General features: G+C 72.4%; 21 protein-coding genes. 4 read left to right on the top strand and 17 right to left on the bottom strand.

Features of this window, described 5'->3' with window-relative positions:
* Positions 1-154: 154 nt before the first annotated feature.
* The 4 genes from FHR37_RS04170 to FHR37_RS31260 form a co-directional block, all read right to left on the bottom strand.
* On the bottom strand, positions 155-1,144 hold the full coding sequence (locus FHR37_RS04170) for a tetratricopeptide repeat protein (protein ID WP_092887441.1): 990 nt from the start codon (positions 1,142-1,144) through the stop codon (positions 155-157).
* 109 nt (positions 1,145-1,253) lie between these two features.
* Positions 1,254-2,933, bottom strand: coding sequence for a xylulokinase (locus FHR37_RS04165; RefSeq protein ID WP_092887438.1), 1,680 nt, complete (start codon positions 2,931-2,933; stop codon positions 1,254-1,256).
* 108 nt (positions 2,934-3,041) lie between these two features.
* A complete protein-coding gene (locus tag FHR37_RS04160; RefSeq protein ID WP_092887435.1) occupies positions 3,042-3,707 on the bottom strand; it encodes a response regulator in 666 nt (221 codons plus the stop codon).
* Positions 3,704-5,041 (bottom strand): sensor histidine kinase, encoded by a 1,338-nt coding sequence (locus tag FHR37_RS31260; RefSeq protein WP_202818316.1) that lies wholly within the window; start codon positions 5,039-5,041, stop codon positions 3,704-3,706. The genes FHR37_RS04160 and FHR37_RS31260 overlap by 4 nt, the downstream gene beginning before the upstream one ends.
* A 293-nt stretch (positions 5,042-5,334) precedes the next feature.
* On the opposite strand from FHR37_RS31260, the gene FHR37_RS04150 reads away from it, so the two are divergent.
* Positions 5,335-6,321, top strand: a complete 987-nt coding sequence (locus FHR37_RS04150; RefSeq protein ID WP_092887432.1) for a hypothetical protein — start codon at positions 5,335-5,337, stop codon at positions 6,319-6,321.
* Positions 6,322-6,359: 38 nt separating this feature from the next.
* Here the strand turns inward: FHR37_RS04150 and FHR37_RS04145 are convergent, their stop codons facing one another.
* The 10 genes from FHR37_RS04145 to FHR37_RS04100 form a co-directional block, all read right to left on the bottom strand.
* Complete coding sequence (locus FHR37_RS04145) at positions 6,360-8,147, bottom strand: glycerol-3-phosphate dehydrogenase/oxidase (RefSeq protein ID WP_237769023.1); 1,788 nt, start codon at positions 8,145-8,147, stop codon at positions 6,360-6,362.
* On the bottom strand, positions 8,144-8,833 hold the full coding sequence (locus tag FHR37_RS04140) for a class II aldolase/adducin family protein (RefSeq protein ID WP_092887429.1): 690 nt from the start codon (positions 8,831-8,833) through the stop codon (positions 8,144-8,146). The genes FHR37_RS04145 and FHR37_RS04140 overlap by 4 nt, the downstream gene beginning before the upstream one ends.
* Complete coding sequence (locus FHR37_RS04135) at positions 8,830-10,332, bottom strand: FGGY-family carbohydrate kinase (RefSeq protein WP_092887426.1); 1,503 nt, start codon at positions 10,330-10,332, stop codon at positions 8,830-8,832. Before FHR37_RS04135 ends, FHR37_RS04140 begins: the two co-directional genes overlap by 4 nt.
* A gap of 11 nt (positions 10,333-10,343) precedes the next feature.
* Positions 10,344-11,444 carry a 2-hydroxyacid dehydrogenase gene (locus FHR37_RS04130; protein WP_092887423.1) on the bottom strand — a complete coding sequence of 367 codons (1,101 nt, stop codon included), beginning with the start codon at positions 11,442-11,444 and terminating at the stop codon, positions 10,344-10,346.
* Complete coding sequence (locus FHR37_RS04125) at positions 11,441-12,532, bottom strand: ABC transporter ATP-binding protein (RefSeq protein ID WP_092887420.1); 1,092 nt, start codon at positions 12,530-12,532, stop codon at positions 11,441-11,443. Before FHR37_RS04125 ends, FHR37_RS04130 begins: the two co-directional genes overlap by 4 nt.
* Positions 12,529-13,671 (bottom strand): ABC transporter ATP-binding protein, encoded by a 1,143-nt coding sequence (locus FHR37_RS04120; protein WP_092887417.1) that lies wholly within the window; start codon positions 13,669-13,671, stop codon positions 12,529-12,531. The genes FHR37_RS04125 and FHR37_RS04120 overlap by 4 nt, the downstream gene beginning before the upstream one ends.
* A 33-nt stretch (positions 13,672-13,704) precedes the next feature.
* Positions 13,705-14,538 (bottom strand): carbohydrate ABC transporter permease, encoded by an 834-nt coding sequence (locus FHR37_RS04115; protein WP_092887414.1) that lies wholly within the window; start codon positions 14,536-14,538, stop codon positions 13,705-13,707.
* Between the two features lie 2 nt (positions 14,539-14,540).
* Positions 14,541-15,500 (bottom strand): carbohydrate ABC transporter permease, encoded by a 960-nt coding sequence (locus FHR37_RS04110; protein WP_175542734.1) that lies wholly within the window; start codon positions 15,498-15,500, stop codon positions 14,541-14,543.
* 65 nt (positions 15,501-15,565) lie between these two features.
* Positions 15,566-17,017, bottom strand: coding sequence for an extracellular solute-binding protein (locus tag FHR37_RS04105; RefSeq protein WP_202818315.1), 1,452 nt, complete (start codon positions 17,015-17,017; stop codon positions 15,566-15,568).
* A gap of 162 nt (positions 17,018-17,179) precedes the next feature.
* The gene (locus tag FHR37_RS04100; protein WP_202818314.1) at positions 17,180-17,842 is read right to left on the bottom strand and encodes a histidine phosphatase family protein; all 663 of its coding nucleotides are present in this window, start codon (positions 17,840-17,842) and stop codon (positions 17,180-17,182) included.
* Positions 17,843-18,048: 206 nt separating this feature from the next.
* Between FHR37_RS04100 and FHR37_RS04095 the strand changes: the two genes are divergently transcribed.
* The 3 genes from FHR37_RS04095 to FHR37_RS04085 all read left to right on the top strand — a co-directional run bounded on the left by FHR37_RS04095 (position 18,049) and on the right by FHR37_RS04085 (position 21,115).
* The gene (locus FHR37_RS04095; protein WP_092887408.1) at positions 18,049-20,217 is read left to right on the top strand and encodes an HNH endonuclease signature motif containing protein; all 2,169 of its coding nucleotides are present in this window, start codon (positions 18,049-18,051) and stop codon (positions 20,215-20,217) included.
* Positions 20,218-20,340: 123 nt separating this feature from the next.
* The gene (locus FHR37_RS04090; protein WP_092887405.1) at positions 20,341-20,697 is read left to right on the top strand and encodes a VOC family protein; all 357 of its coding nucleotides are present in this window, start codon (positions 20,341-20,343) and stop codon (positions 20,695-20,697) included.
* Positions 20,698-20,764: 67 nt separating this feature from the next.
* Positions 20,765-21,115, top strand: a complete 351-nt coding sequence (locus FHR37_RS04085; RefSeq protein WP_237769022.1) for a hypothetical protein — start codon at positions 20,765-20,767, stop codon at positions 21,113-21,115.
* 40 nt (positions 21,116-21,155) lie between these two features.
* Here FHR37_RS04085 and FHR37_RS04080 read toward each other — a convergent pair whose 3' ends face one another.
* The 3 genes from FHR37_RS04080 to FHR37_RS04070 all read right to left on the bottom strand — a co-directional run bounded on the left by FHR37_RS04080 (position 21,156) and on the right by FHR37_RS04070 (position 25,144).
* Positions 21,156-22,637: an FGGY-family carbohydrate kinase gene (locus FHR37_RS04080; protein WP_092887402.1), complete on the bottom strand. Its 1,482-nt coding sequence runs from the start codon at positions 22,635-22,637 to the stop codon at positions 21,156-21,158.
* 99 nt (positions 22,638-22,736) lie between these two features.
* On the bottom strand, positions 22,737-24,497 hold the full coding sequence (locus FHR37_RS04075; RefSeq protein ID WP_092887399.1) for an acyl-CoA mutase large subunit family protein: 1,761 nt from the start codon (positions 24,495-24,497) through the stop codon (positions 22,737-22,739).
* A gap of 131 nt (positions 24,498-24,628) precedes the next feature.
* A complete protein-coding gene (locus tag FHR37_RS04070; protein ID WP_092887396.1) occupies positions 24,629-25,144 on the bottom strand; it encodes a MarR family winged helix-turn-helix transcriptional regulator in 516 nt (171 codons plus the stop codon).
* Positions 25,145-25,150: the final 6 nt, after the last annotated feature.

Below are 25,150 nucleotides of genomic sequence, written 5' to 3'. Positions count from 1 at the left end.
GCCGGCCGCGGACGAACGGCTGACCGGCTGGCAGACGCTTCGATGCACCCCCAGGCCCGTTAGCCTAACCAAGCGACGGCGGGTAACGGCCCCACCTGCCGCCCGGCTGTGGACGAGTCGTCCCCGGGAGTGACCGTGGGGCCTGGGCGCTGTCCTAGAAGAGCGCGGCGCTGAGCTGACGCCGAGCCGTCCGGACGAGCTCGTCGTCGCCGCCGACCACCTCGAACAACTCCAGAAGATGCACCCGCAGAGTGTCGCGGTCGGCCCCGGCGGACCGGCGGACGGCGTCGATGAGGCGGTCGAACGCCGCTCGCGGGTCACCGTCGGCCACGTCCACGTCGGCGGCGAGGCACTGAGCCTGGGCGTCGTCGGGGCGGGCGGCGGCGTCAGAGCGCACCGCGGTCGGGTCGAGGGTGCGCACCCGGCGTACGAGCTGGACCTGGGCCAGCCCACTCTTGGCCTCCTCGTCGGCCGGCGTCTGGGCCAGGATCTTCTCGTACGCCGCGACCGCGCCGTCGAGGTCGTCCCGGCTCAGCGCCTCGTCGACCTCGGCGAACCTCGGGTCGCCGGCGTCCTCCTCAGGAGCCTCCTCCGCAGCGGACGCCTCGCCGCCGATGGGCTGCGCGGTGCCGGTGACGCCCTGCCCGGCCGCGAGCCGGAGCAGCTCGTCGAGGAACTGGCGAGCCTGCGACTCGGGGACCGCACCCTGGAACAACGGCACCAGCTGGCCACCGACCACGGCCACCACCAGCGGGATGCTCTGGATGCCGGCCGCCTGGGCGAGGCGCTGGTTGGCGTCGACGTCGATCTTGGCGAGGACGAACTTCCCGGCGTACTCCCCAGCCAGCTTCTCCAGCACCGGGCTGAGCTGCTTGCAGGGCTGGCACCAGGTGGCCCAGAAGTCGATCACGACCGGCACGCTCGCGGACCGGTCGACGACGTCGGCCTGGAAGGTGGCCTCGGTGACGTCGATGACGAATCCGCCGCCCGCGCCGCCGGCACCTCCCGGGGCACCGGTGGCGGCGGGAGCGCCCGCGGCACCGGCGGGGCCGGGGCGACCGCCCGGAGCGCCGGCCGGCTGGTTGGCCCGGTTCGCGAGCCCGGACAGGTCGACAGCGCCGTAGCGGGAGAAGTTTCCGGTCATGCTCACGATTGTCCCCGACCGGGGCCGCGCGGCCACACAGGCCCTCGGGGTGTCCGGCCAGTTGTGGCCGCGGACACCCGCGGACCGGGGTCGGGGCCGGTTCTGTGGATCATGCCCGGTTCGGTGGATCAAGGCCGGTCGCCTGGGCGGCGCGGGCCTCGGTGAGCAGGTCGTAGCTGCGCCGGAGCGCGGGGTACAGCTCGCGGTAGACGGCGTAGTAGCGCTGGTACGCCTCGTGCCGGCCGGGGTCCGGGCAGAAACGCGCCACCCGAGCGCCTCCGTCGCCGGTGCCGTCGCCGGTGCCGTCGCCGGTGCCGTCGCCGGTGCCGTCGCCGGTGCCGCCGACCTCCGGACGCGACCGCGCGGCGACCGCCTCGGCCAGGTCTGCCACCAGGCCCACCCCGGCGGCCGCCACCAGTGCCACCCCGACCGGCGCGCCCCGGGTGTTCGGGGGCACCTCGACGGGGAGCCCGGTGACGTCGGCCTTGATCTGGGTCCACGTACGGCCACGGGCGCCGCCGCCGACGCTGCGCAACTCTTTCGGGCGCAGGCCGAGCCGGGCCAGCTCCTCCAGGTTGTGCGCCAGGCCGTACGCCGTACCTTCGAAGATCGCCCGGACCACCTCGGCCCGGCTGCTGGCCATCGACAGGCCCACCAGCGCGCCGCGCGCGTCGGCGTCCCACACCGGTGACCGCTCGCCGAGGAAGTACGGCAACAGCACCAGGCCGCCGCTGCCCACCGGCGCCGTGCCGGCCAGCGCGTCCAGGGCCGCGAACACCGAGCCGGACCCGCCCGCCGACCCGCGTACCTCGCGGTCACCGAACTCGTCCCGGAACCACCGCAGGATCCCGCCGGTGGCCACCATCGACCCGTAGACCAGGTGGTGGCCCGGCAGGGGGTACGGCAGCACGCTCATCGTCCCCAGCGCGTCCCGGCGCAGCCGGGACGCCTCGACCGCGGCGTTCACCACGGTCGACTGGCCGGTCATCTCGCACACGTCGCCGTGCCGGGCAAGGCCCGCCTCCAGCGCGGCGGCGGCGCCGTCGACCGCGCCGGCCACCACCGGCGTACCGGCGAGCAGTCCGGTCACCCTGCTCGCCTCCGCGCCGACCCGGCCGACCACCGTGCTCGGGTGCGCCGCCTCGGGCAGCCAGCCGCGCGGGATCCCCCACAGGTCGACCAGCGCGTCGGACCATCGCCCGGTGTCCAGGTCGGCGAGCAGGGTGAGGCCCTGGTGGCCGGTGTCGCAGGTGGGTACGCCGGTCAGCCGGTGTACGACGTACCCGTTGGCCATCACCACCGCGGCACCGGCGCGGCGTACCTCCGGGTGTTCGGCCAGCAGCCAGGCGAGCTTCGGCGCCGCGAAGTAGGCGTCCATCCGGTTACCGGTGGTGGCCACGACGTCCGCGGCGGCCTCGGCTCTGGCCCGGCACTCGCCCTGGCCGCGCCGGTCCAGCCACAGCAGCGCCGGGCCGACGGGCGCGCCGGAGCGGTCCAGCACGACGACGCTGGGCGCCTGGCTGCTCACCCCGACGCACTCCACGTCCGCCGCGCCCAGGCCGGTGGTCTCGGCGGCGGACCGCAGCGCCTGCGCGACGCACCGCGCGGTCGCCGACCACCAGTCGCCGGGGTCCTGCTCGGCACCGTGCGGCGGAACGTATCGGGTGGGGTACTCCTCGCCGGCCTCGGCCAGCACCCGTCCACCGGCGTCGGCGACCACAGCCTTGACGCCGGTGGTGCCGACGTCCACCCCGACGACCACACCGCTGCCACCGGTGACACCGGTCATCGGCTGCCTCCTCCGCCCCCGAAGTTCCCCGTCACAGCATGCCGAGGGAGGAGGGCGTACGGGGGACCGTGCCCGGCACCGGCCGCCGGACGGTACGGCGAGTGGTGATCAGACGCCCGGGGAGCCCTTGCCGGTGAGCCCGGCCTCGTGCGCCAGGAGCCCCACCTGGGTGCGGTTCTCGCAGCCCAGCTTGTCCAGCATCCGGGAGACGTAGCCCTTCACCGTCGCCTCCGACAGGTGCAGCCGGCGCCCGATGCCCGCGTTGGACAGGCCTTCGCCGAGGCAGGTCAGCACCTCGACCTCGCGCTCGGTCAGCCGGGACACCAGGTCCTTGGCCCGGTCCCGGGCGGCGTGTGCGCCCGCGGACGCGCCGACCAGCCGGCGGGCGGCGTCCGGGGACAGCACGGTGTGCCCGTCCGCGGCGACCCGGACCAGGCCCACCAGGTCCTCCGGCGGCGTGGACTTCACCAGGAAGCCGGAGGCGCCCGCGCGCAGCGCCCGCATCACGTAGTGGTCGGCGTCGAACGTGGTCAGCGCGACCACCGCGGGCCGCTCGGCGAAGGTGTTGATGCGTTCGATCGCGGCCAGCCCGTCGACTCCGGGCATCCGCAGGTCCATCAGCACGACGTCGGGGCGGTGCCGGATCACCGCCTCGACCGCGTCCGCGCCGTCGTGTGCCTCGGCCACCACCTCGATGTCCTCGGCCGCGCCCAGGATCGTCCGCAGGTGCGCGCACACCATCGGCTCGTCGTCGACCAGCAGGACCGAGATCATCGCACCGCCTCCGTGGTCTCCGGTGTGTTCTCCGGGGTGGCTTCCGGGGTGGTCACCGGAGTGGCCGCGATCTTCCCCGCGCCGTTGTCCGCGGGCGCGGCCGTGGGTACGTACGCCGGCAGGTCGGCCACCACCTCGAACCCGCCGCCGGGCGCGGGCCGCGCGGACAGCGTTCCCCGGATCAGCTCGATCCGCTGCCGCAGCCCGGCCAGGCCGGTACCCGAACCGGACGCGGCCAGCGCGGGGTCGGGCGGCTCGGCGGGTGCGGTGTTGGCGACCCGCACGTGCACCCGGTCGGTGTCGTAGCGCACCTCCACCCGAACCGAGGCGCCCGGCGCGTGCTTGCGGACGTTCGTCAGCGCCTCCTGGACGACGCGGTACGCCGTCCGCCCGACCACCGGCGAGGCCCGGCCCGGATCGCCGACCTGGGCGAGCTCGGTCGCGATGCCCACCGACTCCGACTCGGCGACCAGCGTCGCGAGGTCGCCGACGGGCGGGTGCCCGGAGTCCTCGGTCATCCGCAGGATCCCGACCAGGTCCCGTAGCTCGTCCAGGGCCTGGCAGCCGGCCGCCCGCAGCTCCTCGGCCGACCGCCGGGTCTCCTCGTCCCGGGCGCGCACCCGCATCGCGCCGGCGGACAGCACCATCAGCGACAGCCGGTGGGTCACCACGTCGTGCATCTCCGCGGCGATCCGGGCGCGCTCGTCGGCCCGGGCCTGCGCGGCCAGGAGGTACTTCTCGCGTTCGGCGCGCTCGGCGCGTTCGCGCAGCACGGACACCAGCCGGTGCCGGGCGCCGAAGTACAGCGCGAGCAGCGGGCCGAGCGCGGTGCGCAGGACCGCGATGGTGATCACCGCCGCCGACGGGTCCCACAGCCGCGCCGACACGGCGGTGAGCAGGCCGACCAGCACCCAGCCCGGGCGGCGGATCGCCGGGTAGGCCACCGGCAGGTAGGCGACCAGGACCGCCGCCATCGGGGCCCAGACCGTCCACGGGCCGGGGCGTCCGCCGGTGGCGCCGGCGGAGACCAGCACGGTGACGAGGACGGTGAACGCGGTCACCGCGCCCAGCACGGCCAGCGGCGCCCTCCGGCGCAGGACCAGGGAGGCGCCCACCAGCACCTGCACGCCGAGCAGGACCCAGGCCACCGTGCCCGGCCGCTGCGGCCACCACGAGCCATGGGAGAGCGTGAGCAGGGTGTCACCCACCACGAACGCGAGCGCGAGGACGACGTCCCGTCCCACCGGTGGCAGCCACCGGCCCGCCCACCGGGGCAGCCGGGCCGGGCAGGGAGCCCGGTCACCGTCCGGGCCGGCGGTCTCGCGTTCACTCACCAGGCAACGGTAGGCGACCGTCCTCGTCGCGGGCCAGCGTCGCCGGGCAGGTCCAGACGATAGTGGGTACGCCGCGCACGGCGGCACGACTTTCGTCGTACTCGGGACTCCCGGGTTGGAACGCCCGCGGGGTGGGGAGGACGGCCACCCGGGGGGCCCGACCCCGGGGGGACCACGGTCGGGACACGAGCCGAACGTACGACCGGCGGATGCTCGGCCGGCCGGACGCACCCTCGACGGATGCGCCCGGCGGAGGCACCCCGCGGGTCGACCGGATGTCTGGGAGTCTCCCGATGTCACCGCGTCCCCGAACCACCGCCGTCGTCTGCGCGGCGCTGGCACTTGCCATGTTCTTCGTCCTGTCGCCGATGGCGACCACGTCCGCACCGGCGGCTCCCCCGCCGCCCGCTCCGCCGATGGGCCGGATGGCGACCTCGCAGCTGCTGCGCGGCTCCATCCCGGCGACCGGCGGGGTGGCCGTCCCGATCCTGCGGCTGCCCACGCGCTGGATGCGGGCCGGCCAGTCCATCTACGTCCGCGGCCAGATGGGCGCCACCACCAACGTCCCGCGGGGCCCGATGATGGGCATCCGGATCATCTGCCTGGGCGGCAGCGGCGGGACGTTCACGGTTCGCAACCACGACGGCCGTGCCCACGGCGTGCAGTACGTCGCGGTCCGGTGGGTGTTCACCGCGCCGCACGACGGCAACTACACCTGTGAGCTGCGCGCCGTCTCGGCCACCATGATCGACCCGCGGGTCGCCCGGCTGAACCTCGTACCGGGGCGCAGCCGGCTCGCGGTGAGCCCGGTCGGCCCCGGTGCGCAGGGCTGGTTCGCCGGCCAGGACACCTGCGTGGGCGCGCGGGCGATGCCCCGCCTCCCCCGCTGCTCGCGGGCACGGTCGGCGGTGTTCGTGATGGCCCGCCTGCTGCCGGCCGGTAGCAGGCGCTACGTCACCGCCGTGACCGACGTCCAGATGACCCGGGAGTACGGCAAGTACCCCGGCGGCCCCAGCCGGGTCCGGGTCACCCTGGAGGCGATCCCGGCGACGTCGGCAGGTCGCGCGTGCGCGGCGCCCGGCACCGTCTCCCGGCAGGCGACCATCACGACGTTCGTCCACCACTACAAGGTCAACCTGTCCCTGCCCGGCGTCCGGGTGAACCGGGGCGGCGGGTGCGGTGTCCGGGTGCTGGTGCGCACCCGGGTGGACCACCTGGCCGGCAACCCGGTCACCATCCACGACCACCGCTACTCCAACGCCGGCGCCTGGATCTTCTAGCCGACCCGGCGCCGATCCGGCGCCGACCTGGCGCCGACCTACTGAGCCGCGGCGCCGGCCACGGTCTGCCAGGCCCGAACCGCCTGGTCGTCCGTCGGCATGGTCGCGGCGTGCCTCTCGGCCTCCACGGCCGTGGTGTACGCCGCGACCTCGGCGGCGCGGCGTTCCTCGTCCCACCCGAGGACCGACGCCATCACCCTGGCCGCCTCCGGAGCGGCCGCCACGCCACGGTCCGCGGTCTCCATGAAGACGCGGGTCCGGCGGGCGAGCGCGTCCATCAGGTGCAGGGCGCCCTCGCTGCGGGCGGCGTAGGCGATCTCGGCGGCGAGGTAGTGCGACGCCCCGGGCAGTGGCCGGGCGAGCTCGGGCCGGTCGGTGAGCAGGTCGAGCACGTCCGGGGTGAGCGCGCCGTAGCGGCCGAGCAGGTGGTCGACCTGCTCCGGTTCCAGCCCGGCCTCGCGGGCGAGCCGGTCCCGCTGGTGGCGTACCGCGACGTAGCCGGTGGCGCCGAGCAACGGCAGCCGGTCGGTACTGGACGCCGGGATCGTCCGTCCCAGCGAACGGCCGGCCGCGTCCACGGCGTCGCGGGCCATCAGCCGGTACGTCGTGTACTTCCCGCCGACCACGGTCACCAGGCCGGCGGGCTGTTCGACGACGGTGTGGTCGCGGCGCAGCGCCGCGGTGGTCGCACGATCGGCCGATCCGTCCGACCCACCGCGCGTCCGGACGGGCACCCCGGCCAGCAGCGGCCGCAGCCCGGCGTAGACACCGACCACGTCGGCGTCGCCGAGGGGGTGCTTCAGCCAGCGGTTGGCCTGGCCGAGCAGGTAGTCGACGTCCTCGCGGGAGGCCACCGGGTGCCCACGGTCGTGGTCCCACGGGGTGTCGGTGGTGCCCATCAGCCAGTGGTCGAACCACTTGCGGATGATGAAGACGCTGTCGCTGGTACGCGCGATCAGACCGGTCTGCGACTCGATCCGGTCCGCGGGTACGACGAGGTGGACGCCCTTGGCCGGGCGGACCGCGATGCTCGGCGCCCCGCCCAGGGACTGCACCTCGTCCGCCCACACTCCCGCCGCGTTGACCACCACGCCGGCGAGTACGTCGACGTGGCCGCCGTCCTCGAGGTCCTGCAGGCGTACGCCGGTCACCCGCTGGCCGTCGCGGAGCATGCCGACGACCCGGGTCCGGGTGAGGACGGTGGCGCCGAGACCCGCGGCGGTGCGCGCCAGCGTCATCGTGTGCCGGGCGTCGTCCACGCGTACGTCGTGGTACTGCACCGCGCCGGTGATGTCGTCCGGGCGCAGGCCGGGCATCTGCGCCAGCGCCGCCCGGCGGGTCAGGTGCCGGTGGCCGGGGACGCTGCGCGGGCCGGTCAGCCGGAACAGGTCGTACATCGCGACGCCGGCGCCGACGTAGGGCCGCTGCCACCGCCTGGTGAACGGGAACAGGAACGGCTCGGGCTCGACCAGGTGCGGGCACAGCCGCTCGACCATCAGGTCGCGTTCCAGCAGCGCCTCGCGGACGAGCGCGAAGTTGAGCTGCTCGAGGTACCGCAGGCCGCCGTGGAAGACCTTGCCCGACCGCGAGGACGTACCACTGGCCAGGTCGTCGGCCTCCAGCAGCAGCACCGACAGGCCCCGGGCCGTCGCGTCCAGCGCCACCCCGGCGCCGGTGACGCCGCCGCCGACCACCACCAGGTCGAACTCGCGGCCGGCGGCACCGGCCAGGTCGCCGCGCCGGCGGCCGGCCGACAGCGCGGTGCGGTCGGCGGCGGCGGCCGCCACCTGGCTGCCCTGCGGGTGGGCCCGTCCGTTCGCGCTCACCGTCCGGCCTCGCCCGCGCCCTCGCCGGTGCCCGGCGGCGGCACCTGGCCGTAGCTGCCGAACTTCTCGATCACCCGGTCCAGCTCGTCGCCCGGCAGCTCGCGCGGGGAGACGCCGAGGGCGGCGCCCGCGGTCGCCGCGCGCAGCCACACCTCGCACAGCCACTCGAGGTACTGGTTGAGCAGGTACGCCTTCGCCAGCGAGTCGCCGACGGTGACCGTGCCGTGGTTGGACATCAGGCAGCCGGCCCGCCCCTTCAGCGCTTCGGTGACCGACGCGGCCAGCTCGGGCGTGCCGTACGTCGCGTACGGCGCCACCCGGACCGGCCCGCCGAACAGCGCGGTCAGGTAGTGCACGACCGGGAGCTCGTCCACCAGCGTGGAGGCGACCGCGGCGGCGGTGGCGTGGGTGTGCACGACGGAGGTGTGGTCGGTGGTGTTGTAGACCGACAGGTGCAGCGGCATCTCGCTGGTCGGGTCCAGCTCCCCCTCCAGTTGCTCGCCGTGAAGGTCGGTGACGCAGATGAGTTCGGGGGTGAGGACGTCGTAGTCCAGACCGCTGGGCGTGGCGGCCACCAGGTCACCGACGCGCACACTCAGGTTTCCCGACGTGCCCACCACGAGTCCTTCCGGGCGGAGCCGCTGGGCGAAGCGGACCAGCTCGGCGCGTTCGTTCGCCAACCTCATACCTGACGCTCCTTCCATTCGGCGCGCGCACGGTCCACCGCCGCGCGGTAACGCTCGTACTCTTCCGCGTACCGCTTGGCGGGTCCCTCACCGGGGTTGACCACCGTGGTGTCCGCGGCCCGGTCGCGGGCCCACGCCTCGGTGTCCACCGGGAGGCCGGTGGCCGCGATCCCGGCCAGCACCGCGCCGTACGCACCGACCTCCGGGCAGGCCGACACCCGGACCGGCCGGCCGAGCGCGTCGGCGAACAGCCGCAGCCACTCCCGGCTGCGGATCCCGCCGCCGCACACCGCGACCTCACCCTCCAGACCGGCGGCCTCGAAGCAGTGCCGCGCCGCGAACGCGATGCCCTCGCAGACCGCACGCACCACGTCGGCGGTGCTGGTCTGCACGGTCAGCCCGTCCAGCCGCGCGCGGGCGCCGGACTCCACGAACGGCGCGCGTTCACCGGCCGGGGAGAAGTACGGCAGGCAGCGCACGCCGTGCGCGCCCGGCTCGCCGGTGGCCAGCAGCGGGTCGACGTCGTCGTGGGTACGGCCGGCCAGCCTCAGCGTCCAGTCCAGCGCGGCGGTGCCCACCATGGCCGGCATCGACCGCAGCCAGCGGCCGGGGCCGAGCGGGATCGTCAGGCCGGCGGGCTCGCCACCCGGCCGCAGGTCGGCGACGGCGACCTGGCAGGCGAGGGTCGTACCGACGATCAGGTGACCGTCGCCCGGCGTGGCGGCCAGGCTCGACCCGAGTGCGCAGGCCGGCAGGTCGAACGGGCCGGCCGACACCGGCGTACCCTCCGGGAGCCCCACCAGCGCGGCGCCCTCGACGGTCAGCGTGCCGGTCGGCAGCGGTTCGGCGACCGGGGCGAGCAGGTCGGCCCGGTGCCCGAGGCCGCACCACTCCAGCACGTCGGGTGCGTAGTCGCGGGTCACCGGGTCGAGGAACGGCAGCGAGGCGTCGGAGGTGTCGGTGGCGCGTACGCCGGTGAGCCGCTGCATCACCATGTCCTTGCAGTACGCCGCGGTGACCGACCGGTCGAGCACCTCCGGCTCGTGCCGGTCGAACCACGCCAGCACCGGCGCCGGGCAGCCGGGGAACATCGCCCCGCCGGTACGCCGGAACACCGCCTCGGTGGTCCCGTCCGCGCGCCACCCGTCGGCGATCCCCGCGGCTCTCGCGTCCAGCCAGGACACCGCGGGGCGGACCGGGCGGCCTTCGGCGTCGAGCAGCCACACGCCGTCGCCCTGGCCGGTGAGGGCGAGCAGGGCGGGTGGCTCCCCCGCGCCCTCGCCGTCGCGATCCATCAGCGCCCGTACGACCTCACCGACCGCGGCGACGACCTCGTCCATGTCCTGCTCGAACCAGCCCTCGCGGGGGTTCACCACCCGGGCGGGCGCGGACCGCAGCGCGCGTTGTTCGCCGTGCGCGTCGAACAACGCGGCCTTGATGACCGAGGTGCCGATGTCCACTCCGACGTACGTGGTTCCGCCCGCCGTCTCACCGCTCATGGCCGTCCTCCTCAGCGCCGGTTCGGACCGGCCGGCCCCGCCGAACCGCCGGGACCGGAGAGTACCTCCGGGTTGGCGCAGTGCGCGGGTGGTTCGCCGTCCAGCCAGCGGCGTACCTCACCGGCACAGATCGCCGCCGCGCGTTCGGCCACCTCACGGCTGCACCCGGCGATGTGCGGGGCCATCACCAGCCGTGGCGTGCTGAACAGCCGCGAGTCGGCCGGAAGCGGCTCGGCCGGGAAGACGTCGATGCCGGCGGCCGCGAGGTGCCCGCGGTCGAGGGCGTCGCACAGGGCGTCGTAGTCGACGAGCCCGCCGCGTGCGGTGTTGACCAGGACCGAGCCGGCCGGCATCCGGGCCAGCTCGCGCGCCCCGATCAGGTGCTGGTTGTCCTCGGTCAGCCGGGCGTGCAGGCTCACCACCCGCGAGGCGGCGAGCAGGTCGTTCAGGTCCTCGACGCGTTCGGCCTCCGCGCCGAACGCCTCCGCCGGCGCCATCGGGTCGTACGCCAGCACCCGCGCGCCGAACGCGGCCAGCAGCTTCGCGACCAGCTGCCCGATCGCGCCGTAGCCGACGAGCCCCACGGTCGCGTCCCGGAGCTCGAACCCGGCCGACTCGTAACGGAAGTAGTGCCCGGGCCAGGTGCGCGAGCCGAGCTCGGCATGCCCGGCGGCGATGTTGCGGCAGGTGGACAGCATCAGGCCGACGGTGAACTCCGCGGCCGCGTTCGCGTTCCGGCCGGGTGCGTAACAGACCACGACCCCGGCGCGGGTGGCCGCTGTCAAGTTGACGTTGACAGGGCCGCCGCGGGAGACCACGACCAGGCGCAGGTCGGGTGCGCGCTCGAAGACCCTGCGGGTGAACGGCGCGAGATGGGTGACCGCGGCGTCCACACCGTCCAGCGCGGCGATCATCGTGTCCTCGTTGCCGGCCGCCTCCACGACCTCGCCGACCTTGCCCCACGGCCTCGTCGGCCAGCCGAGGTCGAGAGTGCGTACGGACACCCGGTGACGTGACCGGGCGGTCCGCTCGAGCTCGGCATCCAGCGCCCGCGTCAGCAGGTCGGTGCGTACGAACTCGTCCCCCGCGGCGAGGATCCGCGCTCTGCTCATCTGACCCGGCCTCCTGTCGTCGTGTCGAAGATGTACGTCCGGTCCCGCTGGAAGGCCAGACCGACGCTCTGCCCGGGCAGCTGCGCCGGACCCGGTCCAGTCTGGACGACGATCCGCTGCCGGGTCGCGGCGAGTTCGACCGTCAGCAGGCCGTACTCACAGAAATCCTCCACGACCACCACCTCACCGCCGACGTCGCCCTCGACGCCACCCCCGCTACCACCCCGTTTGCCTCGCCCCCCGCCTCGCTCGCCGCCACTCTCGTCGCAGACCACCGCGACATCCTCGGGGCGTACCCCCACGACCCGCTCCTGGCCGGCCGGCCCGGAGCCGGCCAGCCCGGTGAGCAGGTTCATCGCCGGCTCCCCCACGAACTCCGCGACGAACAGGTCGGCCGGATCGTCGTACACCTCGTCCGGCGTACCGACCTGGCGGACCCGGCCGCCCTCCATCACCACCACCCGGTCGGCGAGGCTGAGCGCCTCCTCCTGGTCGTGCGTCACCAGGACGGTGGTGTAGCCGAGCTCCCGCTGCAGGCGCCGCAGCTCACGCCGGGTCAGGTCGCGTTGCGCCGCGTCGAGGTGGGACAACGGTTCGTCCAGCAGCAGGACGTCGGGCTCGCGGGCGATGGCGCGGGCCAGCGCGACCCGCTGCTTCTGCCCCGAGGAAAGGTTGACCGGCCGGTCGTCCAGGATGTCGCGCAGCCCGATCCGCTCGGCGAGGTCCTCGACCCGCTCCCGCAGCGCCCGCGCGGACAGGCCGCCTCGCGCGCGCAGGCCGAAGGAGATGTTGTCGGCCACCGACAGCGGCGGGTAGAGCGCGTAGTTCTCGAACGCCACCCCGATGTTGCGCCGCTGCGGGCGCAGACCGAGCATCGACCTGCCGCCCACCCGGATGTCGCCGCCGGTGACGTCCTCCAGGCCGGCGATCATCCGCAGCGTGGTCGACTTGCCGCACCCGGACGGGCCGAGCAGGCCGACCAGCTCGCCGCTTCGCACCTCCAGGTCGAAGTGGGCCACCGCCTCCACCGGCGGCCGGCCCCGGGTGGTGAAGACCTTGCGTACGCCGTCCATCACCAGGTCGCTCATCCGGCCACCTCGCTGACCCGGGTCGTCTCCACCCGCCGGCCGGTGTCGTCGGCGAGGAAGACGTGCACCCGTCGCGGGTCCACCGTCACCACCACCCGGTCGTCGGTGCCGAGCCCGGCGACCTGCGTACGCGCGACCACCAGCGCCAGCAGGCAGGAACCCACGCGGACGGTGACTTCCGCCTGCCGGCCGAGGTGTTCGAGCACGTAGACGGTGCCCTCCAGCCGGGCGGTCTCCGGCGATGCCGCGGGCACGTCGCCGGCGCCGCGATGCAGGGTCAGGTCGCGCGGACGGATCCCGAGCTGTACGCGGGTGCCAGGTCCCACCCGCGGACCCGGCAGCGGCAGGTCGAGTGCGCCGTCGTCGGCGAGGAACCGCGGCCCGGCGACGTCGGCGACCACCCCGGGCACGACGTTGATCGCCGGTCGCCCGAAGGAACGCGCCACCACGACGTCGGCCGGTTCCTCCCACAGTTCGCGAGGCGTGCCCACCTGGCGGATCCGGCCGGCGTCCAGCACGCCCACTCGATCGGCCAGCGACAGCGCCTCCACGTAGTCGTGGGTGACGTACAGCGTGGTCGTGCCGCGGTCGCGGCTGATCGCCTTCAGCTCCGCCCGCATGGTGGCGCGCAGCTTGGCGTCCAGGTGGGACAGGGGTTCGTCCAGCAGGTACGCCGCGGCCGGGCGGACCAGCACCCGGCCGAGCGCGACCCGCTGCCGCTGCCCGTTGGACAGCTGGGTGACCGAACGCTCCAGCAGCGCGCCGATGCCCAGCAGCTCGGCCACCTCCTCGACCCGGCGCCGGGCATCGGCCTCGGGCAGCCGGTGGCGCGGAGAACGCAACGGCGAGACCAGGTTGGTGAACACGTCCTGCTGCGGATAGAGCGCGTAGCTCTCGAAGCACATGGCGAGGTCGCGGTGCGTCGGCTCCACGTCGGTCACGTCGGCGCCGCCGATCCGGACCGTGCCCGCCGTCGGCTCCTCCAGCCCGGCCACGACCTTCAACGTGGTGGTCTTCCCGGCGCCGGACGGTCCGAGCAGGCAGCAGAACTCCCCGTCGGCGACCTCCAGCGACAGCTCGTCCAGGGCGCGCAGCCGGCCGTACTCCTTGCGGATCCCCGCGAGCGCCAGACCCGCCATCAGTTCTTCCCGCCCATCAGTTCTGCCCGCCCATCACGCTTTCACCGCACCGAACGACAGGCCGCGCACGAGGTAGCGCTGGATGAACAACGCGAGCACCAGCGGCGGAAGGACCGCCATCACCGCGCCGGCGGCGACCAGGTTGAACCGCACCTGGTTGCCGCCGAGGAAGGCCAGCGAGCTCACCGTCACCGTCTGCGCGTGGCTGGAGGTCAACGTGAACGGGAAGATGAAGTTGTTCCAGGCGAAGATGAACGCCAGCAGGCAGACCGCCGCCACCCCGGGGCGCACGAGCGGCAGGACGATGCGTACGAACGCCTGCCGGCGGGAGTAGCCGTCCAGCAGGGCGGCCTGCTCCAGCTCCGCCGGCAGGTCGGTGAAGAACGACCGCAGGATCCACACCACGAGCGGCATCGTCACCAGCTGCAGCACCCAGATCATCCCGACATAGCTGTCGTACAGCCCGAGCTGCTGGTAGAGCACGCCCAGCGGGATGATCACCACCAGCTCGGGGGCGAACCGGAACGAGAGCAGGGTGAACAGCAGGCTCTCGCTGCCCCGGAAGCGATGACGCGCCGCCGCGTACGCCGCCGGGATCCCGATCACCAGCGAGACCAGGACGGCGCCGACCGCGCAGATAAGGCTGGCGACGAAGAACCGAAGGTACGGCGAGTCACCGGCGCCGAGCCCGAGAACCGTGCGGTAGTTGGCGAACGTGGGCGCGAAGCGCAGGTACGTCGAGGTCTGGTCGGCGTTCGACTTCAGGCTCAGGGCGACGATGAACACGACCGGCGCGAGGGAGAACGCGAAGTAGAGCAGGAGTGCGGCGTCGGCGAGGATCCCACCGGCCTTTCCGGACTTCTTCATCGTCACCCCGCCTCCGCCCCGGCCGCGGCGCCCGCCGGCGCACCGGCCTGCGCTCCCGCCGAAGGCCCGGCCGAGATGCCGGCCGCGCGGTTCTGCACCCGGCCGAGATAGCGCACGAGCACGAACGAGATCGCGTACACGACCACCCACAGGATCAGCATGAACGTCATGCCCCGGCTGTAGCGGGCGTAGGTGATCGCCTCCAGGTAGGCGCTGATCTGCAGGGTGGTGGTCGCGTCTCCGGGGCCGCCGGCGGTGAGCCCGTAGATGATGTCGAAGACCTTCAGGCAGTCCATGAAGCGGAAGATGACCGCGACCAGGACGTAGGGCCACAGCATCGGCAACGTGAGCCGGCGAAATGTCAACCACCAGTTGGCACCGTCCACCGCCGCCGCCTCGAACGGCGAGTTCGGCAGCGAGCGCAGCCCGGCCAGCGCGAGGATCGCCACGAACGGCGTGTACAGCCAGGCGTCCACGACCACCGACCAGAAGAACGCCGCACCCGCGCCGTCGGTGCCGCGGTAGCCGTGCACCCCCACCGCCGACAGGATCGGCCGGACCCAGCCCACCTCCGGGAGCAGGATCAGCTTCCACATGATGGCGGCGATGATCGGCGCCACCATCAACGGCACGATGAGCAGGCGTTCCAGCAACCGGCCCAGCAGACTGGACCGGTGCAGCAGCAGGGCGACTCCCACGCCGAGCACCGTTTCGGCGGCGGTGGCCGCGACCGCGAACGACACCGTGACCCGGGCCGAGTGCCACAACGCGTCGCTGCCGAGGATGTCGGCGAAGTTGTTCAGTCCGACGAAGCTGGGTTCGCGGTTGGCGTCGGAGAAGTTGTAGACGGTGTACGCGACGCCGACGAAGAACGGATACAGGATCCCGACGCACAACAGCACCGCCGGTGCGGCGAGCAGATAGGGCCGCAACCGGCGCCGCCACCTCGGGGTCGCCGTCATGGTGGGGATGGCCGCCCCCTCCCCGGTCGCCCCCTCCCTGGTCGCCTGTCGCCCGGTCGTGTCCATCAGCCGTTGACCCGGGGTTCGAGGTCCTTGGCCAGCTTGTCCAGGGTCGCCTTCGCGTCGGCGCCGCCGTAGATCTCCTGCAGGGCGGCGGCCCAGGAGGTGGTGGCGTCGAAGAAGTTCCGCTGCGGAGTGAACTGGATCTTCGTCTGGTCGATGACTGCCTGGAACGTGTCCAGGAAGCCCGGCACCGCCCGCAACCGTTTCTTGTACGCGGCGTCGTCGGCCACGGACTGGCGTACCGCGTCAATGTGTTGTTGCTTCGTGGCCGCCCACAGCAAGTGTTCATTGGATGTGGCCCACTGCAGGAACCACCAGGCGGCCGGCTTCTTCTTCGAGGACGAGTTCATCGCCAGCGACCAGATCCACATGTTCGTGGCCAGCGATCCGTCCTTGCCCTTCGGGCCGGGGTGCCAGGCCAGCTTGCCCGCGGCCGCGGTGTCGGTGTTCTGGAAGTACGACGCGGTGTCGGCGTCGAACAGCATCGCCGCCTTGCCGGCGCCGAGGTCGCTGGACGCTTGGTACCACGTGTACGACGTCCATCCCGACGGTCCGGCGTCCCGCACCATCTTCGCCCACTTACCGGTGAAGTCGACCGCCTCGGGAGTGTTCATGGTGGGGACGAGCTTCTTGCCGTCGACCCTGAAGTCCTTCAGGCCTTCCCGGGAGTACATCGTCATGAAGCCCGGGTGGATCGTCGCCCACTCCCGCGAGCCGCGCACGGCGATGCCGTACATCCCGTCGAACCCCGCACCGGGCGCCTTCGCCTTCAGCGTACGAGCGAGTTCGGTGAGGTCGTCGAAACTCTCGGCCGGCTTGAGACCCAGCTTGGAGAACACGTCGCTGCGGTAGCAGACGGTGTTGGTCTCAAAGCCCCAGGGGAGCATCCACTGCTGCTTCCCTCCCAGCGGTGCGCCGTTGACGAAGTTCCACTGCCCGGCCTTGATCAGGTTGGGGAAGAAGTCGTCGGGTGCGAACTCCGCGTGGGTGGCGGAGGAGTTGTTCATCCAGGGACCGAGGTCCTCGAGGTAGCCGGGTGGGCCGTACTGCCAGACCATGTAGGCGCCCAGCATGAACGCGTCGTAGTTTCCCTGCCTGGACTTGAGTTCCAGCGTCACCTTGTCGAAGTAGTTGGACTCGGGGAACTCGTCGATGACCAGTTTGATGCCGGTCTTGTCCTGGAAGTCCGCGCGGTGCGCCTTCAGCGCGTCGGTGTACGGATGCTTGTTCATCAGCAGCCGCAGGGTGGTCCCCTTGTGCTTCTTCCAGTCGAAGCCGCCGGAGACCTTCTTCGCCGCGGAGTCCTTGCCGCCGTTGCTCGCCGGTGACCCGAAGCCGCATCCGGTGAGGCCGGCCGAGCCGAGCACACCCGCGCCGACTCCCGCTCCGGCCAGCCGGAGGACGTCCCGGCGCCCCCAGCGCATCGGGCCGGTCGGCTCGGTCGGCTCGGTCATGGCAGCCCCCAGTGCAGGTTCGGCACACGCCGAGATCACCTCACGGCGTGATCGGGTCGCCTCACCTTGTGACCTCGGCGTCAGGCGGGTCAAGCCGCCAAGCCACACCGACCGCCTTCGGCCAGTTACCGGCTGCGACCGCCCCCGGTCAGCACGGAAGCCTCACCAGGCGTCGGTGCCGGCTGCCAGTGGTGGGTTCCAGGCGACCAGGCCCCAGTGCCCCGCGCCGTCACGGCGGAGCACGGCGCCGCTGGCGTTGCGGATCACCGGCAGCGCGGTGCGGTAGGTACGCGGGTGAATGCCGAGCAGGTCGCACACCACGATGCGCAGGAACGTCCCGTGCGCGACCACGAGCACGCGGTCGCCGTGGGATCCGTCGGCGAGGTCGTCCAGTGTGGCCCGGCCGCGGGCGAGCGCCGCCGCCGGAGACTCGCCACCCGGCAGCGGATTGGCGTACGGATCGGCCTCGAACGCCGCCCGCTCCCGCGGGAACCGCTCCCGCATCTGCGCGGCGGACAGGCCTTCGGCGGCACCGAAATCGAGCTCGACCAGCCGTTCGTCCAGAAGCGGTGTCAACCCCGCCTTGCGGGCGGCCGGCTCGGCGGTCTCCTTCGCCCGGCGCAGCGTCGAGGACGCCACCACCGTGAGCCGCGCGGCCGCTGCCCACTCCCCCAGGTCGGCCGCCTGAGCCTGGCCACGCTCGGTCAGCGGCGCGTCGGTCCTGCCGACGTAGCGGTTCTCCGCGTGCATGGGCGTCTCACCGTGGCGTACGAGGAACACGGTGACCGGGCCGGCAGCGGGGTCCGCGGAGCGATCTTGGGTCACGGGCTCGACGATAGACGAGGCCGCGACTGCCGTGGAGAAGGGCTTCCGTGCTCACGCCCGGATCCGACCCGCCCCGTCTTGGCGTCGGCCCCCGACCGGCCCCTTGGGTGAGGCGTCCAGTGCCAGCTTTTTGTCCACAGGTAGCTGATCGGCTTTCCCTTGTGGACAACGAGTTAGGTGTCGGTGGCAGCCGGTAGGCTTCGAACATGCATTCGACGGCGCAGGACCTTCCCGGTAGCGGTGGCCATGGCACCGTCGCCCGGTTGAAGGCTGCGGTCGGCATGTTCCGCGCCGGACTCGACGACGCCCTGTCCACCCCCACCACCTATGTGGAGGCCCGCGCCCTGGGTGAGCTGATCGGCGAACTGACCGTGGAGGAGTCCCGGTTCGACGCGCTGAAGCTCGGCTGGGTCCGTCAGGCCGAGGCCTGCGACATCGGCAAGACCACCGGCGCGGCCACCACGGCGGCGTGGCTGCGGACCGCGCAGCGGATGGGCACGAAGGACTCCTACGCCACCGTCAACCTCGCCCGCGACCTGGACCGCACCATCACCCTGACGGCCCGCGCCATGGCCCGAGGAGAGCTCTCGTTCCGGCACGCCCAGGTCATCGCCGCCGCGATCACCGACCTGCCCAAATGGATCAGCCTCGAACAACGCGTCAAGGCCGAGGAATACCTGATCGACGAAGCCAGGCGGCGTAACCCCGACGACGTGCGGGTGCTGGGGCGGGCACTGCTGCAGTACCTCGCACCCGAAGAGTGGGAGAAACGGCTCGGTAAGGAACTCGGCGATGAGGAACAGGCCGCGCAGCGTGCACGGTCCCTGAAATACGTCCCGAACGGCATCCCGGGGTCGGAAACGGTGGTGATCAAGCTGCCGGTGCTGGAGATGGAACAACTCCGCAAGATCATCGAGATGCTCATCGCCCGCGACAACGCCCAAGCACCCGACGACCGGCCCCTCGACCAACGCCGCGGGGACGCGTTCGCCGAACTCGTCGCCGCGATGGCCGAATGGGAAGCATCCCCCAACCGCGGACGCGGACGCGACTGCGTCACCGTCCTGATCCACCTGCAGCAACTCATGAACGGCATCGGGTTCGGCACCATCGACGACCTCAACCCCGTCCGCCCCATGCCATGCGGATGCCAAACCCCCGACGCCAAACGCCAAGCACAGCGCCAGGCCGCCAAGCGCAAGGCCCGCAAGCCCAGCAAGAACGCCGACGGCACCGAGGACAGCAAGCCCGCGAAGGCCACGCCCAGCACCGGCGATGCCTGCAAGCCCAAAAACGCTGCGCCCAGCAACGCCGAACCCAGCAACGCCGATCCCTGCGAGACCACAGATGACACCGGGCCGAAGCCCCGTCCGGGCCAGGGAGTCATCGACCCCGACGACACGAGCGGCCCCACCGCCGAGCCTGCTGACGTCGGCGAGACCGGCGACCATGAGGACGTCGGCGACGTCGACGACCCGGACGTGACAAGCGCCCCCATCCAGCCCAACACCCCGGCTGGCACTGGCGACCCGACGGCGACTCCCGGCGGCGCGGAGACCACAGCAACCGCCTCGAAAGGTCAACCGGACAACGAGAAATCCCCGCCCGACCAGCCGGACCCGCCGGTCGGGGCTGCGGAGCGGATACCCGCACCGCGACAACCCGGCCAGCACCCACAACCGAACACCGCCACCGGAACCGCCCCCGAAGCTGAACCGGGACCCGGGCACGACCCGGAACCCGAACCACACAACGGGAATCCGGAACCAGCTACCGGACCCGGGGACTGGAACCTCGGAGCGGAAGACGACGACGCCGAACCCGAATTCGACGAGGGTGCGGCGGAACCCGAGGCTGCCCCCGACTCCCACGCCTCAACCGACGGCTACGACCGCGGCACCCCTATCGATAACGACTCCATCGATCCCCGCGACGGTTGCCACAGGTGCGGCGGTGGCGGATCCGCCCGCATCACCGGACTGCGCGGAGAACCGCTCTCCGTCGCCACGATCCGCCGGATGGCGTGCGACGCGAACATCATCCCCGTCGTCCTCGGCGGCAACGGCGAAGTCCTCGACGTCGGCATGGCAGACCGGTTCTTCACCGAAGCTCAACGCCGAGCCCTCGCCGTCCGCGACGGCAGCCACTGCCACTTCCCTGACTGTCAGGTACCCGAGCGGCGTTGCGTCGCGCACCACATGACCGCCTGGGACGACCTCGGCCCGACCGACCTCGACAACGGAGTCCTCTTGTGCAAGAGCCATCACACTTTCGTCCACCACAAGGGCTGGACCGTCCGCATGGGCAGCCATGGCCACCCCGAATACATCCCGCCCGAATGGGTGGACGTCCACCAGAAAGTGCAACGACCGTGACAGCCGCCAGCCGAGGCGCGGCGCTTCCGAGCGCGATGTGGCGGCGCGACCCTGCCGCACCGCTCTCCGACATCGCCGAAATCAGGACGCGGATCGTCCGGGACGGTCCGTACCATCCTGGCCATGGCTATCGCACGCTTCCCGAGCATCGTCCTCGACTGCCCCGACCCGGGTGCCCTCGCCACCTTCTACGGCAAGCTGCTGGACTGGAAGGTCGACATCTCCGCCGACTGGGCAGACATCCGCGCCGACTACGGCCAGTGCATCTCGTTCCAGCAGGTGGATCCCTACACTCCGCCGGTGTGGCCGGACCAGGAGGTGCCCCAGCAGATGCACCTCGACGTGATCGTCGACGACCTCGACTCCGCCGAAGCGGCTGTCCTCGGGCTCGGCGCCACCAAGCACGACCACCAGCCCGGCACGACGTTCCGGGTGTTCCTCGACCCGGCCGGGCACCCGTTCTGCCTCTGCGTGAACTGACCCACCGGTCAGGTCCTGCCTGTCCGGTCCTGCCCCTTGGGGGTCGACCCCGTGCGAACATGCCCGCATGAGCGGCGGCATCGAAATCGACAGGTACAGTGACGTCAGCAGCGACGACAGGGACGGCAGCAGGGACGGCGACATCGAGGTAAGTGCTCTGGCGATCAACGTCACGGTCCCGGAGGCACTGCGCTGGACGGACACCCGGCGCGGTGAGGAGTTCACGCTGACCACCCTCAACGTGCGGCTCCTCCCCAGCGGGCACCTCGCCGCGAAGGCCTACGGCCGTCCCACCGCCGGCGGCCGGGGCAACTACGTGTCGTTCGCCGTCCCCGACCGGCCGGACCTGGCGAAGCTGATCGCCGGGGCCGGCGACCGCGCTGCGGCGATGTGGGCCGCCCATCAGGGTCTTCGCTGACCGTCAGCCCGGACAGCCGGGCAAGCCAGGCCGGACAGACCTATTGACGCTGCACCCAGCCGCGTGACGTGAGTTCGTCCAGCCATCGCCCGTACGCTTCGTCGAACCGTTCGACCGCCTGCCGCCGGGGCGCGTGGCGCACCCGCTCGCGCACCATCGCGGCCGCGGCGCCGGCGAGCGAACCGTGCGCCGGCGAGGCCGCGACGACCGCCATCCCGAACGCACCGTCGGTCACCTCGGGCACCACGATCTCCCGGTCGAGAATGTCCGCGTGCAACCTCGGCCAGTACGCGCTTCCCGCGCCGCCGCCGGTCAGGGTCACCACCGGACCGACGGGCGCACCCAGTCGCTGAACGTGTGCGAGGCACAGCCGCTCCACGAACACCACGCCCTGCAGGTAGGCCGCGTAGCTTTCCTCCGGACCCGACCGACTCGACGGACTGCCGGTCAGGAAGCCGGTCGCGTCCGGTCGGACGAACGGGAAGCGTTCCCCCTTGCCCACAAGGGGATACGCCAACGTGCTCGCAGGATCGAACGCCTCCGCTGCCGCGTCCAGCGCCTCGAGGTCGGCGTCGGGGAACTCCCGCGCCAGCACGCCGGCACCTGCACTGGACGCACCGCCCGGCCACCAGCCGCCGTCCGGGCTGCGATGGGAATAGACCGCGCCGCTCGGGTCGTGCACCGGCTCGGTGGTCGTGCCCTTGAGGACGAGCGTCGTGCCCAGTACGAAGTTCCACGCACCCGGAGCCAGGGCGCCCGACGCGACCTGGGCCGCGCACCCGTCGGTGAGGCCGGCGAGGATCGGCGTTCCCGCGGGGATGCCGGTGAGTTCGGCCGCTCGCGTACCCACCTCGCCGATCGGCGCTCCGGGCGCCACCACCGGTGGGAGCCGCTTGGCGGGCAACCCGTGCCGGTCCAGCACGTCGTACGGCCAGTCGGTACGCACCAGGTCGACGCCGCTCTTCAGGGCATGGCTCCAGTCGGTGGCAACCGCCGAACCGGCCAGCCGTGCGGTCACGACGTCGACCTGGTGGGCGAGGCGCGCGGACTCCGGCACGTCGTACTCCGCCAGCAACCACAGCGCCTTCGCCAGCCCCCAGGACGCCTGCGGTCGCGCGCCCGCCGCCGCCCATCCCGGCGCGGGGTCGGCGGCGAGCCGGGCGGCCTGGTCACCGGCCCGTCCGTCGTCGTACATCAGCGCCGGCGTCACCGGGCGGGCCGGGTCGCCGGGCACGTCCTCGACGAACAGCACCGTCCCGGACGTACTGCACACCGCCAGGCCCTCCACCGGCCGGCCGGCGACCCGCCCGGTCACCTCACCCGCGGCGCGCACGAACGCCGACCACCACTCCTGCGGGTCCTGTTCGTGACGAACGCCGTCGCGGGTGCTGTGCAGCGGCGCGGTGGCCTTCGCCACCACCGTCCCGGCGGCCGTCGCGGCGAGCACGCGAACGCCCTGGGTGCCGAGGTCGACGCCGAGCCACACCGGCTCGCGCGCGGTGCCACCACCGTGATCGGTCATGGCTCCATCACACCGACGCGGAGCCGACCCGTCAAACCGGACAGGACCGTCGCGGCCAGGCCCCGAACGAGCCCCGAACGAGGGTCCGCGCCCGATCGTTCAGAACCTCGCCGGCTCGCGGTAGTCGCCCCACTCGTCCTTGAGTACGCCGCAGATCTCGCCCAGCGTCGCCTCCGCCCGGGCGGCGGCCAGGATCACCGGCACCATGTTCTGTTCGGTGCGGGCAACCTCGGCCAGCTTCCGCAGCGCGGCGTCAACCTCGGCTTGCGAACGGGACCGACGGCGTTCGCCCAGTACGCGACACTGTTCGGCTTCGACCTCGTGGCTCACCCGGAGAATCTCCACCGGGCCGCTGGTCGTACTGGTGTGCGCGTTGACCCCGACGATCTTCTTCTCGCCCCGCTCCAGCGCCTGCTGGTACTCGAACGCCGCCTCGGCGATCTCTCCGGTGAAGTACCCGTCGTCGATGCCGCGCAGCAGCCCCGCGGTGATGGTGCCGTCGTCGCTCAGCTCCCTGATCCGGGCGAACACCTCCTCCGCCTCGGCCTCCATCCGGTCCGTCAGCGCCTCGACGTACCACGAACCGCCCAGCGGGTCGGCCACGTTGGCCACGCCGGTCTCCTCCAGCAGTACCTGCTGGGTACGCAGGGCCACCTCCGCGGACTGCTCCGACGGCAGCGCGAGCGTCTCGTCGAACGCGTTCGTGTGCAGGGAGTTCGTCCCGCCGAGAACGGCCGCGAGCGCCTCCACCGCGGTCCGGACGATGTTGTTGTACGGCTGCTGGGCGGTGAGCGAGACGCCCGCGGTCTGGGTGTGGAACCGCAACCAGGCCGCCCGGTCGGTCTTCGCGCCGTACACCTCCCGCATCCACCGCGCCCAGATCCGCCGGGCCGCACGGAACTTCGCGATCTCCTCGAAGAAGTCCACGTGGCTGTCGAAGAAGAACGACAGACCGGGCGCGAACACGTCGACGTCCAGCCCCCGCGACAGGCCCAGCTCGACATAGGCGAACCCGTCCGCCAGCGTGTACGCAAGCTCCTGCGCGGCGGTCGAGCCGGCCTCGCGGATGTGGTAGCCGGACACCGACAGCGGCTTGTACGCCGGGATCTCCTTGGAGCAGAACTCCATCAGGTCGCCGATCAGGCGCAGGTGCGGCTGCGGCGCGAACAGCCACTCCTTCTGCGCGATGTACTCCTTGAAGATGTCGGTCTGCAGGGTGCCGTCGAGAGTGGCGATGTCCACGCCCTGGCGCTCGGCAGCGACGAGGTACATGCAGAAGATCGGGACGGCCGGGCCGGAGATGGTCATCGACGTGGTGACCTCGCCCAGCGGAATGCCCTCGAACAGCACGTCCATGTCGGCAGCGGAGTCGATCGCCACGCCGCAGTGGCCCACCTCGCCGAGAGAGCTCGGCTCGTCGGAGTCGCGGCCCATCAGCGTCGGCATGTCGAACGCCACGGACAGTCCGCCGCCACCGGCGGCGAGGATCATGCGGTAGCGCTCGTTGGTCTGCCGGGCATTGCCGAAGCCGGCGAACTGCCGGATCGTCCAGGTGCGCCCGCGGTAGCCGGTGGGATACAGGCCGCGGGTGAAGGGGTGCTCACCGGGCCAGCCGATCCGCTCGAACCGGGGATCGTCCGTGTCCGGTGGCGGGCCGTAGACCGGGTCCACCTCCATGCCGGAAAGTGTCGTACGGCGTGCGCGGTCCCGCCGGTCGCGCCTTTCGCCGTCCTCGTCCGGCTTACCCTCGCCCGAGTTGCCCGCGCCCGGCTTGGCCCCACCCGGTTTGGCCCGTCCGGCCGCCGCGTCGTAACGCTGCTGCCAGCGGCGCCTGCCCGCCTCGATGTCTTCGGCCCGCATAGGTCCTCCCGACTGACGTGGCCGCCCTCGTGAGGCGCCACTGCCACGATAGTAGGATGTCCAACTATCCGCAGCCGGTAAGGGGTTCGGAAGGAATCGTCCCCCGGGGGGCGGGGGCCTGTCTCAGCGGCTCAGGTGAGGAAGTCGCCGGCCTCGCGGCGCACCTGGGTGAGCAGTTCGTGCACCGTGGCCAGGCTGTCGTCGTCGAGGGCGTCGAAACCGAACCTCATCCCCACCAGGTCCTTGGTGGTCTCCTTGACCACATCGCGCCCCTCGTCGGTCACCTCGGCCAGCACGCCGCGGCCGTCCTCCGGGTGAGGCGTACGCCGGACGAGGCCGTCGCGTTCGAGCCGCCGAACGATCGAGGTCACCGAGGTGGGGTGCACCTGGAGGCGTTCACCCATCTTCCCCAGCGGCAGGGCGCCGGTACGGGTGAACGTCAACAGCACCAGCGCCTCGTACCTCGCGAAGGTCAGGTCGTACCGCCGCAGGATCTCGTCCAGGCGGGAGAGCACGATCTGCTGGACCCGCATCAGGGAGGTGACCGCGCGCATCGGCTCGACAGCCGCGTCCGCGCCGAAGTGGTGTGCCCACTGACGAGCCGCCTCCTGCACGGGGTCGAACGGAAGGGGCCGCCTCTTCGCCATGAAAAG

This window comes from Actinopolymorpha cephalotaxi, from assembly GCF_013408535.1.
GTDB lineage: Bacteria > Actinomycetota > Actinomycetes > Propionibacteriales > Actinopolymorphaceae > Actinopolymorpha > Actinopolymorpha cephalotaxi.
This window is presented reverse-complemented; position numbering and strand designations above follow the sequence as displayed.

Excerpts from the sequence above, each read along its gene's own strand:
- FHR37_RS04135 (WP_092887426.1), bottom strand. The coding sequence starts at position 10,332 with ATGAGCGGTGAGACGGCGGGCGGAACCACGTACGTCGGAGTGGACATC.
- FHR37_RS04115 (WP_092887414.1), bottom strand. The coding sequence starts at position 14,538 with ATGAAGAAGTCCGGAAAGGCCGGTGGGATCCTCGCCGACGCCGCACTC.
- FHR37_RS04110 (WP_175542734.1), bottom strand. The coding sequence starts at position 15,500 with ATGACGGCGACCCCGAGGTGGCGGCGCCGGTTGCGGCCCTATCTGCTC.
- FHR37_RS04090 (WP_092887405.1), top strand. The coding sequence starts at position 20,341 with ATGGCTATCGCACGCTTCCCGAGCATCGTCCTCGACTGCCCCGACCCG.
- FHR37_RS04120 (WP_092887417.1), bottom strand. The coding sequence starts at position 13,671 with ATGGCGGGTCTGGCGCTCGCGGGGATCCGCAAGGAGTACGGCCGGCTG.
- FHR37_RS04150 (WP_092887432.1), top strand. The coding sequence starts at position 5,335 with ATGTCACCGCGTCCCCGAACCACCGCCGTCGTCTGCGCGGCGCTGGCA.
- FHR37_RS04165 (WP_092887438.1), bottom strand. The coding sequence starts at position 2,933 with ATGACCGGTGTCACCGGTGGCAGCGGTGTGGTCGTCGGGGTGGACGTC.
- FHR37_RS04070 (WP_092887396.1), bottom strand. The coding sequence starts at position 25,144 with ATGGCGAAGAGGCGGCCCCTTCCGTTCGACCCCGTGCAGGAGGCGGCT.
- FHR37_RS04160 (WP_092887435.1), bottom strand. The coding sequence starts at position 3,707 with ATGATCTCGGTCCTGCTGGTCGACGACGAGCCGATGGTGTGCGCGCAC.
- FHR37_RS04125 (WP_092887420.1), bottom strand. The coding sequence starts at position 12,532 with ATGAGCGACCTGGTGATGGACGGCGTACGCAAGGTCTTCACCACCCGG.
- FHR37_RS04130 (WP_092887423.1), bottom strand. The coding sequence starts at position 11,444 with ATGAGCAGAGCGCGGATCCTCGCCGCGGGGGACGAGTTCGTACGCACC.
- FHR37_RS04085 (WP_237769022.1), top strand. The coding sequence starts at position 20,765 with ATGAGCGGCGGCATCGAAATCGACAGGTACAGTGACGTCAGCAGCGAC.
- FHR37_RS04095 (WP_092887408.1), top strand. The coding sequence starts at position 18,049 with ATGCATTCGACGGCGCAGGACCTTCCCGGTAGCGGTGGCCATGGCACC.
- FHR37_RS04170 (WP_092887441.1), bottom strand. The coding sequence starts at position 1,144 with ATGACCGGAAACTTCTCCCGCTACGGCGCTGTCGACCTGTCCGGGCTC.
- FHR37_RS04075 (WP_092887399.1), bottom strand. The coding sequence starts at position 24,497 with ATGCGGGCCGAAGACATCGAGGCGGGCAGGCGCCGCTGGCAGCAGCGT.
- FHR37_RS04080 (WP_092887402.1), bottom strand. The coding sequence starts at position 22,637 with ATGACCGATCACGGTGGTGGCACCGCGCGCGAGCCGGTGTGGCTCGGC.
- FHR37_RS04140 (WP_092887429.1), bottom strand. The coding sequence starts at position 8,833 with ATGAGGTTGGCGAACGAACGCGCCGAGCTGGTCCGCTTCGCCCAGCGG.
- FHR37_RS04105 (WP_202818315.1), bottom strand. The coding sequence starts at position 17,017 with ATGACCGAGCCGACCGAGCCGACCGGCCCGATGCGCTGGGGGCGCCGG.